Annotated in this window: 10 protein-coding genes; 9 read left to right on the plus strand and 1 reads right to left on the minus strand. The window is 35.3% G+C overall.

The genetic code is table 11. The annotated features are described in order from the left end of the window. The 3 genes from F6K23_RS11105 to psbM all read left to right on the plus strand — a co-directional run. A partial coding sequence (locus F6K23_RS11105; RefSeq protein ID WP_367267686.1) for a TolC family protein occupies nt 1-2516 on the plus strand: 2516 nt, incomplete at its 5' end. 391 nt (nt 2517-2907) lie between these two features. Further along, nucleotides 2908-3213, plus strand: a complete 306-nt coding sequence (locus F6K23_RS11110) for a 2Fe-2S iron-sulfur cluster-binding protein (RefSeq protein WP_293154731.1) — start codon at nt 2908-2910, stop codon at nt 3211-3213. 53 nt (nt 3214-3266) lie between these two features. Beyond that, nucleotides 3267-3371, plus strand: a complete 105-nt coding sequence (gene psbM / locus F6K23_RS11115) for a photosystem II reaction center protein PsbM (protein ID WP_124147322.1) — start codon at nt 3267-3269, stop codon at nt 3369-3371. 299 nt (nt 3372-3670) lie between these two features. Here psbM and F6K23_RS11120 read toward each other — a convergent pair whose 3' ends face one another. After that, complete coding sequence (locus F6K23_RS11120; RefSeq protein ID WP_293154734.1) at nt 3671-4525, minus strand: universal stress protein; 855 nt, start codon at nt 4523-4525, stop codon at nt 3671-3673. A gap of 104 nt (nt 4526-4629) precedes the next feature. Here F6K23_RS11120 and F6K23_RS11125 point away from each other — a divergent pair, with 104 nt between their 5' ends. The 6 genes from F6K23_RS11125 to F6K23_RS11150 all read left to right on the plus strand — a co-directional run bounded on the left by F6K23_RS11125 (nt 4630) and on the right by F6K23_RS11150 (nt 11778). Further along, the gene (locus tag F6K23_RS11125; protein WP_293154737.1) at nt 4630-5112 is read left to right on the plus strand and encodes a thioesterase family protein; all 483 of its coding nucleotides are present in this window, start codon (nt 4630-4632) and stop codon (nt 5110-5112) included. Between the two features lie 220 nt (nt 5113-5332). Continuing rightward, nucleotides 5333-6298, plus strand: a complete 966-nt coding sequence (hpsE, locus tag F6K23_RS11130; protein WP_293154740.1) for a hormogonium polysaccharide biosynthesis glycosyltransferase HpsE — start codon at nt 5333-5335, stop codon at nt 6296-6298. Nucleotides 6299-6449: 151 nt separating this feature from the next. Next, nucleotides 6450-7973, plus strand: a complete 1524-nt coding sequence (locus F6K23_RS11135) for an alkaline phosphatase family protein (RefSeq protein ID WP_293154743.1) — start codon at nt 6450-6452, stop codon at nt 7971-7973. Nucleotides 7974-7987: 14 nt separating this feature from the next. Then, nucleotides 7988-9589 (plus strand): hypothetical protein, encoded by a 1602-nt coding sequence (locus tag F6K23_RS11140; RefSeq protein ID WP_293154746.1) that lies wholly within the window; start codon nt 7988-7990, stop codon nt 9587-9589. Nucleotides 9590-9740: 151 nt separating this feature from the next. Continuing rightward, nucleotides 9741-10907, plus strand: coding sequence for a glycosyltransferase family 4 protein (locus F6K23_RS11145; RefSeq protein ID WP_293154749.1), 1167 nt, complete (start codon nt 9741-9743; stop codon nt 10905-10907). A 568-nt stretch (nt 10908-11475) separates the two neighbouring features. Beyond that, the gene (locus F6K23_RS11150) at nt 11476-11778 is read left to right on the plus strand and encodes a sulfotransferase domain-containing protein (RefSeq protein WP_293154752.1); all 303 of its coding nucleotides are present in this window, start codon (nt 11476-11478) and stop codon (nt 11776-11778) included. Nucleotides 11779-11827 lie beyond the last annotated feature (49 nt).

Below are 11827 nucleotides of genomic sequence, written 5' to 3' on the forward strand. Positions count from 1 at the left end.
CAAAGTCTGGCAATTCTCCCAGAGCAGCAGAAATTAATCCTGGTAATGAAACAGAATTTCAACAGTCAATTACTTTGGCTGGTAAAGGTGCTGAAAAAACTGATGTAGACTCGAAAAAATTGGCTGAATTAGAGAAATCAAATTCCAGTTTATTAGATTTATTACAGTCAAAGTCTGGCAATTCTCCCAGAGCAACGGAAATTAATCCTGGTAAGGAAAAAGAATTTGAACAGTCAATTACTCTGGCTGGTAAAGGTGCTGAAAAAGTTGATGTAGAATCGAAAAATGTGGCTGAATTAGAGAAATCAAATTCCAGTTTATTAGATTTATTACAGTCAAAGTCTGGCAATTCTCCCAGAGCAACGGAAATTAATCCTGGTAAGGAAAAAGAATTTGAACAGTCAATTACTCTGGCTGGTAAAGGTGCTGAAAAAGTTGATGTAGACTCGAAAAATGTGGCTGAATTAGAGAAATCAAATTCCAGTTTATTAGATTTATTACAGTCAAAGTCTGGCAATTCTCCCAGAGCAACGGAAATTAATCCTGGTAATGAAACAGAATTTCAACAGTCAATTACTTTGGCTGGTAAAGGTGCTGAAAAAACTGATGTAGACTCGAAAAAATTGGCGGAATTAGGGAATTCAAATTCCAGTTTATTAGATTTATTACAGCCCAAATCAAGTAATTCTGAGGTAGCAACTGAAGTTAATCCTGTCAACGAAACAAATAACCCCAAAACAACATCGGAAATAAATTCAATTCTAGGAAATTCTTACCGAGTAATGACAAGCATCAATCGAGCACCAATAATGGAGACAGTCAATGATTTAGCACAGACTGAAACCCAAGCATTAGGCTTAACTAATCCCCTAAGATTACCCGGTAGAAATAACCGAAATTCAACCACAACTATTCTTAATCCTCCTACTTTTGGCAATACTTCAACACAGAAAAAATCAGCCCAGATAACCACAGGTCTCAATCAAACTTCAAACAGCAATACTGTTCCTAATTTAGCCAGAATAGAAAATCAAAAACCTTCATCAAGAAATAGTGGCTTTATCATTGTTCAACAAACAACAGAAAGTTTTCCTCCACCAGTACCAGACGGAACCTTACAAACAAATCCTCCCCCTCAAATTCAACGAAAACCTAACCCACTAAACTTTCCAATTACCCCCGATGAAGTACAGATAGAAGAAACCATACCAATTACTTTAGAACAAGCAATTGACTTAGCCCGACGCAATAATCCAGAAATAGAAATTGCTCAATTAGAAGTCGAAAGAAGTAGAGCAAGTATGCGAGAAGCTCAAGCCGCTTTATGGCCTAGTCTAACTTTTGAATCAGCCCTACAACGTACAGAAAGTGCTAGTGGTGATTTGCAAGCTAGAGCTCAACAACGACTTGCAGAAAGTAGGGGTACAGAGTTTATAGACACAGATATTCAAAATTTCCCAGTCACGACTTTTGATAATACATTTCGATTTGACTATGACCTTGGCCTTGGTAAAGCTCGTTCTGCTAGAATTGGAATTGCTAGAGAGCAAATGCACCTCCGAGAACTAGAATTAGAAAGAGTTTCGGAACAATTGCGCTTTGATGTATCTGACGAATACTACGATCTGCAGGAAGCAGATGGACGAGTCAGAATTGGGGAAGCTGCTGTGGCTAACGCTAGAAAAAGTTTAGAAGATGCAGAAGCATTAGAAAGAGCTGGAGTCGGAACTAGGTTTGATGTACTGCAAGCTCAAGTAACATTGTCAAACGAACAACAAAACCTCACAAACGCATTTCGAGACCAGCGTACTGCTCAACGTCGCTTAGTAGAAAGATTGAATATAAGTCAGTTAATCAATTTAACGGCTGCTGACCCAATTGAACCAGCAGGGTCTTGGCCTTTATCTTTAGATGAAACAATTGTGTCTGCTTTTCAAAACCGAGCTGAGTTAGAACAGCAGTTAGTGCAAAGAGACTTAAGTGACGAGCAGCGAAAATTAGCTCTCTCAGCAGTCAGACCAAGCTTAAATTTCTTTGCCACTTACAATGTACTGGCGTTAACTACTGATAACTTAAGCCCTTTTGCCGCCAGGGGTTGGGCTGATGGAACTACCGTAGGATTCAACTTTAGATGGAATTTCTTTGATGGTGGTGCAGCTAGGGCGGCTGCTAGACAGAGTATTTTAGATCAAGATATTGCAGAAAATCGGTTTGAGCAAGTTAGAAATCAGGTTCGTCGTGAAGTTGAAGAAGCCTTTTTTGGTTTGGAAGCCAGTTTTGAGAATATTTCTACAGCAGAATTAGGCGTCGAACAGGCCAGAGAGGCTTTACGTTTGGCGCGACTAAGATTTCAAGCTGGTGTGGGAACTCAGTTAGAGGTTATTGATGCTGAGACAGACTTGACCAGAGCTGAGAATAATTTGCTAACTGCAATTATTGATTATAATCGTTCTTTGTCTGAGCTACAGCGAGCTGTTAGTAATCTTCCTGGTGGAGATTTGTCGGATACTCCTTGAAGAAGTCAAAAGTCAAAACTCAAAAGTCAAAAGTTAAAAGTTAGGAAATTCAGAAATAGAATAGGGTAAAAAGCGGATGCGACCCTGCGTCGGCATCAGACGCAAGGGAACGCGCACCAAGCAGGTAGAAAAATGCTCTCTCATATCATGTCCGGTTGAATAATTAGGGTTTGCACTCATAAAGTCTTTTTGCTGAGGTAGGAGACAGGAGTGGGTTGTCTCCTGTCTCCTGTCTCCTGTCTCCTGTCTCCTGTCTCCTGTCTCCTACCCTTACCCATAAGACTTTTTCAGCAAACCCTAAATAGATATAGCAGCAAAGCGAGTTAAACTTCTCAACATTAGTTAACATTTTTTTAGAATAGCCAATCTCAATATAAGTTAATAATTCATAATGGCCAACATCAAATTTGAACAAGAAAACCAGGAAATAATTGCTGCTGACGGAGCAAATTTAAGAATCAAAGCTCTAGAAAACCGTATTGACCTCTACACCTTTACAGGCAAAATGATGAATTGCGGAGGCTATGGACAATGTGGAACCTGTGTCGTAGAAGTTGTCGAAGGCCTGGAAAATCTTTCACCCCGTACTCCAGTAGAAGAACAAAAGTTAAAAAAGAGGCCCCCTTCTTATAGATTAGCCTGTCAAACCCTAGTTAACGGTCCTGTTACCATCAAAACAAAACCAAAACGCAAATAACAAATAATGGTATTCTTAACCTTGTGGTTTTTTCAATTCAAGGTGGGTTAATCATGGCAGTTAATGATTTAGGCTTTGTGGCAACCATTTTGTTCATATTTGTGCCAGCCGTTTTCTTAATCATTCTGTATATTCAAACTGGCAACAACGAAAGCTAAATTAGCAGCTTACAAACTCAGAGTAGGAGCATAATTTTAAAAATTGTCCTCCTACTTTGCCGTTTTTGTCTAATGAGGGTTTGCTGATTAATTATCAAAGCATTGACTGATATTGGCTTTAGTCTTTTTAGGGTCGAAAAAAGTGCCTGGTTTTCGGTACCTCAGAGCTAAAAAATATGAGCATTTTGGGCAAGAGTTGGGCAGAAAAATCCCAAATTGACAATTCTTACTCCTACCTCCTGTCTCCTGTCTCCTGTCTCCTGACTCCTCCCCTTACCAAAAGACTTTTTCTGCAAACCCTAACTAGCACTCTGGCGAGCTAACAATACAGGACAATTGGCATAAACCCGCACATAGTCCGATAGAGAATTTCCTAATAGTCTATCAAGGTCCACAAGATTCTTAGCACTGGATGGACGGCGGTCTGGTGAACCCAATATCAATAGGTCTACATTCAAATCCTGGGAAATTTTACAAATTTCTGGACCAGGTTTACCACTAGCAGCAACACAACGATATTTAATACCCATTTTTTTGGCTTCTGCTGCAGCTTCAGCTACAACAGGGTCTTTTTCTGCATCGGCAGTGTAATCTTGCATAGATTTTCCACTGGGGTCTTTCTTCACGTGACTCAAAATTAATTGTCCCCCAGGAACTTGATTAACCAAGTCAATACCCAACTTTAGACAACTTTTTCCTCCTTCCGATGAGTCTAGAGCTACCATCACATTTCTAATTTTTTTGATGTAGATATCGTCTTTCACCAGTAACATCGGATGAGAAGTTAACTGGAAAACATATTGACTAACTGAATTTTCCAGAATAGCTTGCAGTTTGCCTAAGCCCCGCGAACCCATAATAATTAGCTCAGATTGTTCTTCATCAGCTACTTGACAAACAATATCCTTGGGGTCTCCTTGTTTGAGTCGGGGATTTACTTTTTTTGGATCTATTTTTAAAGATTGGACAGCTTCTGCCAGAATTTTTCCACCTTCTTCTAACTTAGCAGACATACCTTCTGCACTAGCTTGAGGGGGGACAACGTGCAAGACAGTCACAGATGCTACTTGGAAGTATGGGACTTCTATCAACATATTGAGCATCTGCTCACATAGTCCCCGACCAGCAACAGCTAACAAAATTTTGTTGATCATTTTTTAATTGAGTGAATCAGCAAATAATAACGTTTAAAAATAGCATAAATCTCCCGCACCCATGATAACTTTGAGAAATGTAGCGTTTTAGCAAATTTTGTAAAGTGGCCTCATCAGAACAATCTCAATCTCAGTTACCCACAAGTGCGATAGAAAATCAATCTACTCAGAAATCAGATGCTTGGTTTGAATATATAATCCGAGTTCATCCTCACCACACTGACTATGCTGGTGTTGTTTGGCATGGGACTTATATTTCCTGGATGGAGGAGGCACGAGTAGAAAGTTTGCGTTCTATTGGTATAGAGTATGCTGAGTTGGTTAACCTTGGTTGTGATTTACCAGTAGTAGAACTTTCAGTACGTTATCACAAAGCAGTCAAGTTGGGGATGGTAGTTGCAGTGAGGACTCGTATGACAAATACTGAAGGAGTCAGACTAGACTGGGATTACCAAATTCAGTCTTTGGATGGTAAAGAATTATATGTTACAGCCAGAGTAATATTAGTAACTGTTGACCGAGAAAAAGGCAAAATTATGCGCCGTTTACCTCCAAAAGTAGAAGCAGCTTTAACTAAGCTTTATTAATAGTTGAAATTGGTTTTTATGATTACTATTGGGAAGGTAATAGACGGATGAAATTTGTAATCACCTCCCATTTTAGTAGCGATTAATAAAATCAAACAAATTTTAACTGTTATTAGGATTAAAATTTTAATATGATTAATAGACTTTGAAGTTAAAAATGAAAAGTGACTTTTGATTGTTGATTTTAGTAGATGAAAGTTAAGTTTTTAATTTATGTAATATGTTTAACTTTAGCACTGCTATTCGTACCTATAATGGAGAAAAACGTCTACCATTACTCTTAGAAAAACTGCGATCGCAAATCAATACAGAAAATCTTTCCTGGGAAATAGTTATTGTTGATAATAATAGTGCAGACAATACTGCTAAAATTATTCAAGAATATCAGTCAAACTGGCATATATCGTGCCCAATTCAATATTATTTTGAACCTCGACAGGGAGCATCTTATGCCAGGCAAAGGGCGATGAAAGAAGCTAAAAGTCCACTGGTAGCCTTTCTGGATGATGATAATTTACCCTCTCCTGACTGGGTAGCTTCTGCTTATGCTTTTGGGAAGTCTCATCCCCAAGTAGGTGTATATAATGGTCTAATTCACCCTATTTATGAAGTTTCACCTCCCAAAAATTTTGAGAGAATAGCTTCTTGTTTAGCAATTATAGAATGGCCGCAAACAGAACCATTTTGTTTGAATTCAAAAAAAACAGGAGGACTTTTACCCCCAGGAGCAGGGATAGTTATTAGGAAACAAGCTTGGGTAGAAAACGTTCCTGATACTTTAGAATTGAAAGGACCTGTAAGTGGTTCTTTAACTGCAAAAGGAGAAGATATAGAAGCATTTTTGTATATCAGAAATGCAGGATGGGAAGTTTGGTTTAATCCAGCAATGCACATATACCATCAAATTACAAAAAGTCGTTTAAAAAAGGAATATTTGATCCGATTATTAAGGGGTGTTGGTTTAAGTCGTCATCGGACAAGAATGTTAGGATATAAACCTTGGCAAAGACCTTTAGTAATTCCTTTATATATGGCTAATGATTTACGGAAAGCAGTTAGTCACCGACTCAAATATGGAAAAGAATTAGAAGCTGATATAGTTGCTGCTAGTGAAATGGAAATGTATTTAGGAAGTTTGGAAAGTCACTTGCTAGGATTAAGAGAATTTTTGAGAAAAAAAAACTAATAAAAAAATATAAAATATCTACCTAAGTAGTCCCTATAAAGAATAAATTAAATAATATTTTTAAACAAAATTGTCAATTAAAACAAGTTTAAACCAGTGTTAAATTGTTAAAATAATACTTGGATAAATAAAAAAATAATGAGTGAAAAACATGGCAACAAAAAAGATATTATTCATTGGCTTAGATTCTGTTGAACCAGAACTTCTGAAGCAGTGGTGTGAAGATGGTAGTCTCCCTAATTTGCAAAAAATTTGGCTTAGTAGTATCTGGGGAAATGTAAAAATTCCCACGGGTTTTAGTAATGGTGCGATGTGGCCTTCTTTATTTACAGGTGTCGATCCTAGTAAACACGCTAGATATAATTACCTTTGCATTGAACAAGGTACATATAATTTTAGGAATTTTTTTGATGATGATACTGACTATCAAGTGTTACCTTTTTGGGTTGATTTGAGCAAACAGGGAAAACGAGTGGGAATTGTTGATGTACCTAGAGCACCTCTGACTCCAGACATTAATGGGTTTCAAATAGCTGATTGGTTAACTCATGATCGCCGAAAGGCTATTGCTAGAAGTTATCCAGAAAGTTTAGCTCAAAGTGTAATTGATACTTTTGGTGAAGATGAAATGGGAGAAAAAGCAGAATTGTACCTTCACAATCATAGTTATCAATCTTTTCTGGAATTAATGAAAAAAAGAATTGCCCTGAGAGCAGAGCAAACAATTCAACTAGCTCAAGAATCAGATTACGATTTTTTCATGACAGTGTTTGGCGAACCCCACGATGTTGGTCATATGTGTTGGCATTTTCACGACCGTACTCACGAAAACCATGATGGTAGCTTTGGCGATCCAGTTAAAGATGTTTATATAGCTCTAGATGAAGCGATCGGTAAAATAATTAAAAATCTTGAATATACTGAGATTATGATATTTGCTGGACCAGGAATGACTAATAATTATGGTGCAGATGAAGGCTTCGAGCTTATATTACAAAAAATCGAACAAAATTATTTAAAACAATCTAAACTGACAAAAAAAAGACATCAATCTCTGATTCCTCAAATCAGAAGTTTGGTAAGAAAATATCTACCAAAAAAAATCCGAAATAAGATTTATAGTCAAATACCTGAAGCTGTAAAAAAACAGGAAAAAAAATTATTAGCAAGTCAACGAAGATTGTTTATTTTGCCTTTCGGAAATACTGGTTGTGCAATTAGACTTAATGTAGTTGATAGAGAACCTAATGGCTTGATTAAAAGAGGTCAAGAATATAATGAAATATGTGATTTTCTGCGTGATTCTGTTTCTACCTTAAAAAATCTTGAAACAGGAACTCCTTTGTTAAAGGATGTTATTCAGTTAAATCAGATTTATCATGGGCAGGCTTTAGATAGACTACCAGATATTATTGTCACCTGGAATAGAGAATATCCTATTAGAAGAGTAGGCTCAAAAGAACTAGGAGAATTTGAATTAAAATGCTACACTAAAAGAACAGGAGAACACAATGATCGTGCAGTATTTTGGCTTGATAGTATATCTTTGACTCCTCAAAAACTGGAGAGTTCTATCAGGGTAGAAGATTTAGCACCAACGATAGGTACTTTATTAGATGCAGATTTACATAAGACAGATGGTACACCTATCCAGGAAGTTTTAAGTAACAAATAAAGATTATTTCAACTATGAATAAGAGTCAACAAATTCGTTTTTGCTTGTCTGCCTTAATTACTTTACTTGGATATATTTTCTTTATTAGTTTACAAAATGTCATAGAATCTCATCCACCTCTACAAGTCGGCATTTTAATGGCTTTAGGATTTGGCTGTGTTTTCTGGATAATTACTAGCCCTAAATTTTTTCATCAGTTTGTGAGAGAAACTTCAGCAGAATCTCTGGCAATAATTAGAATTATTGTCTGTAGCATTACCTTTTTTATAATTCTTTTATTTAGTGATGTTTCCCAGACAGCGTTACTTCCAGAATCAATGATTCAACCAATGGGGGTAATGCAATTTTTTTATGTGATTCCGGGATTAATGGAATTAGGCAGAAATCAAGGATTTTTACAAATTTTACAGTGGGTTACAGCTTTAATTTTATTTTTGGGAATTATTGGTTGGCAAACACGAATAGCAATACCATTAGGAGCTTTATGCTTTCTATTTTTAGGAGGTATTGAACGACAATATTCCTACTTAACTCATCAGGGTATTATTTTATTTGATTTACTGATTGTACTTTCTTTTACCCCTTGTGGTAATGCGTTATCTATTGATAGTTATAGAAATTTCTCTCCAAAAGAATCTAACTCCGATTCTCAAGAGATGTTATCTATTTATGGTTGGTCGAGATATGCTTGTTGGGTAACAGTTGCTGTGACTTACTTTATTGCAGGTATGAGTAAGCTTCGCATCGGAGGTTTTTTTTGGTGGGAGCCGATTAATTTGAAAACAAAACTTTATCAATGCAGTTTAATTCCTTGCGATAACATTAGTAATTTTGATTATTCTTTGAAACTAATCCATGCACCAGATCTAATGTTCGCTATTTTCGGGATATTTGGGTTTTTTGGGGAATTAGCATTTGTTCTAGTTCTGTTTTATCAAAATTTTCGCATCGTATTTCCTCTGCTAATGATTTCAATGCACATAGGTATCTTATTCTTACAAAATGTACTATTTATTGACTTTATTTTATTGCAATTAATTTTCTTTGATTTAGAAAAAGTAAAAATTATCTTTCCCAAAAAGTTATCATTGTTCCCTTCTATTAAGCTACCTCTATTCAAATTTAAATTGTCCAAAATTAACCAGCAAACTAATGTTAAAAATTCCATACTTTTTTATCCTTCAATGATCAGCATGATTGTGATAATTTTGAGTATATCTTGGTATTATCAATTTAAATTTTATCCCTTGACCCCCTGGGCTGTTTACTCCAATCGGCAAACTTCAGGGAAAATTACTTATTACAAGCTTAATGCTAATTATGAGTCTGGATATTCCGGTTCTGCTCATCCAGAAAAACTTTCTACTGACTCATTATATAATGCCTATAAAACAGCTATTAAAAATTGTTTTTCAGAGGAAAAAGCGCAAGTTGCTATCTGTGAAGAATTTGTTCAAGTATATCCAGAACTTAACAAGCAAAATATAGATCGAAAAAATCAAATAAAAAGCTTAAAATTAGAACAATGGCAATGGGATTTCAAGAAATATCCTGGCGATAAAAATTACGGTAATTTAATAGATTCTCGCAGTTACAATATTGAAAATAATCAATAATTTTTTACTGATATACAGATATTAAAAAAAACTTAGATATTTATGTTTTTTAGCTCAAGTAATTAACCTTGTAAATTATAATTTACTATTTAATTTTTAAATAGAATTGGTATGATTTTAATGTATTAACACTCAGTACCTAAACTTTGTAATGGATAACTCACAAAAAAATTCTCTGAAACTAGGTATTATTTGCAATGAATTTTTTGCTCTCTCTCAAGGGAGAATGGGAGGATTTGGTCGTGCAGCTAGTCTGGTGGCTGAATGTTTTAATAATCATCCAGAATTAGGAATAGAAGTCGTTTTTTTGGCAGGAGAAGGTTATGGAGAACCAAATCAACCCAATCCTATTATTCATGATACTCCTTTAATATTACGGCAAAGAAATAAATTAGCTTACGCTCTACGTATTTGGCAAGAAAAAATAGACTTGATTTTATCCATAGATTATCGCTCTAACTATCGTCCTTTATTTTTGCTTTTACCCCGCACTCCAATTATAGTTTGGGTTAGAGACCCTCACCCTCCAGAAGATATCGTTAAGATTAATACTGTGCGTATACCTGGTCAGGAAAATATCCAACCTCAAGGCTTAAAATCTGCTGATTGTACTTCTTTAGCTGGAGTTTTTAAGACATCTAAATTCTTAAAACGTCAGGTCTTATTTGCAACTGTATCACCTTTCTTAAAAGCAAAAATCGAAGGAACTTATGGAGTTCAACCAAAGGAAGTGACAATCTTACCTAATATTATCAATTTAGAGCCAAGGGAAATTAGGAAAAGTGCAAAACCTACCGTTATATTTTTGGCACGTCTCGATCCCTATAAACGACCTTGGTTATTTGTGGAATTAGCTCGTCATTTTTCAGATGTAGATTTTCTAGTTTTAGGCAAATCTCATTTTCAAGGAAAAGGAGCATGGCAACCAATGAATTTACCTGAAAATATTCAATTAATGGGTCATGTGGGAGGAGAAGAAAAAACTCAAATAATTACTTCTGCTTGGGTATTAGTTAATACTTCTATTCACGAGGGTTTAGCAATTAGTTTTCAAGAAGCTTTACAGTGTGAAACACCTCTTTTAAGCTGTGTTAATCCTGAAAATGTGGTATCTGAATTTGGTATTTATGTAGGACGCTACGATGGTAGTGGGATGGAAGGAATACCCAAATTTGTAGAAGGTTTAAAAACTCTTTTAGAAAACCATGAATTACGAACTAAGTTAGGAAAAGAAGGAAGAAAATGGGTAACTAAAACCCATAATCAGGATAACTTTAAAAAAGTCTTTTCTGATTTGTGCAAGAAAGCAAAAGTATAGCGCTGCTCGCTTCTGTCAAAATATACTGAAGAATAAATGAAAAATTTTGAAATTTTCCCCAAAATTCAAAGATTTAAAGTTCGACTAGATGATTGGCTTTTAGCAAAAAAAAATTATCAAAGGTCAAGATAAGTATCAAAAATTTATTGTTCTCACTCGTGCTAGAACAGGCTCAAATTTTTTAATTAGCTTATTGCAGTCTCATCCTAAAATTCGTGCATTTGAATAAATTTTTTTCAGAAAAGAAACAAAAATTCATTGGGGTTATACAAAGTATCCTCGGTCTTCTGAAGTTCTGAAAATTAGAGAAGAGCAACCTGTAAAATTTCTAGATGAAGTTGTCTTTCGGCAATTTCCTCCCTCTGTCTCAGCCGTGGGTTTTAAATTATTTTATTATCAAGCTCAATCGGTAGAAAGACAACAAATATGGCAATATTTGGAGGGAGATAAAAATATAAAAATTATTCATTTGAAAAGAGATAATTTACTAAAAGTATACTGATCTCATTATCTGGCGAAAACTACCAATCAATGGATTTTGAAAGATGAAAAGTCTCGACATAATTCTATGGCAGTTCAACTAGATTATGATGATTGCTTGAAACAGTTTGAAGAAACTAAAAAATGGGAAGAGGAGTATGATAGCTTTTTTAACAAACATCAAAAAATTGAAGTAATTTATGAAAAATTAGTACAAGATACTGTTCAAGAGACTAGGCGAATGCAGGATTTTTTAGGAGTGAAGCCACAAAAATTATATTCATTAACACTCAAGCAAAATCAAGGTACATTGTCTGAAAGAATTTCTAACTACTATGAGCTAAAAGAAAAGTTTAAAGATTCTCCTTGGATCAAGTTTTTTACTGATTGATATCATTGATTTATTTAGGTATCAGTAAGCAAGATTTAGTTTAAAAAAT

Source organism: Okeania sp. SIO2C9 (assembly GCF_010672455.1).
GTDB lineage: Bacteria > Cyanobacteriota > Cyanobacteriia > Cyanobacteriales > Microcoleaceae > Okeania.

What these genes read in the sequence shown, in the direction of transcription:
- F6K23_RS11150 (WP_293154752.1), top strand. Translation starts at nt 11,476, where the DNA reads ATGGCAGTTCAACTAGATTATGATGATTGCTTGAAACAGTTTGAAGAA.
- psbM (WP_124147322.1), top strand. Translation starts at nt 3,267, where the DNA reads ATGGCAGTTAATGATTTAGGCTTTGTGGCAACCATTTTGTTCATATTT.
- hpsE (WP_293154740.1), top strand. Translation starts at nt 5,333, where the DNA reads ATGTTTAACTTTAGCACTGCTATTCGTACCTATAATGGAGAAAAACGT.
- F6K23_RS11140 (WP_293154746.1), top strand. Translation starts at nt 7,988, where the DNA reads ATGAATAAGAGTCAACAAATTCGTTTTTGCTTGTCTGCCTTAATTACT.
- F6K23_RS11135 (WP_293154743.1), top strand. Translation starts at nt 6,450, where the DNA reads ATGGCAACAAAAAAGATATTATTCATTGGCTTAGATTCTGTTGAACCA.
- F6K23_RS11120 (WP_293154734.1), bottom strand. Translation starts at nt 4,525, where the DNA reads ATGATCAACAAAATTTTGTTAGCTGTTGCTGGTCGGGGACTATGTGAG.
- F6K23_RS11145 (WP_293154749.1), top strand. Translation starts at nt 9,741, where the DNA reads ATGGATAACTCACAAAAAAATTCTCTGAAACTAGGTATTATTTGCAAT.
- F6K23_RS11110 (WP_293154731.1), top strand. Translation starts at nt 2,908, where the DNA reads ATGGCCAACATCAAATTTGAACAAGAAAACCAGGAAATAATTGCTGCT.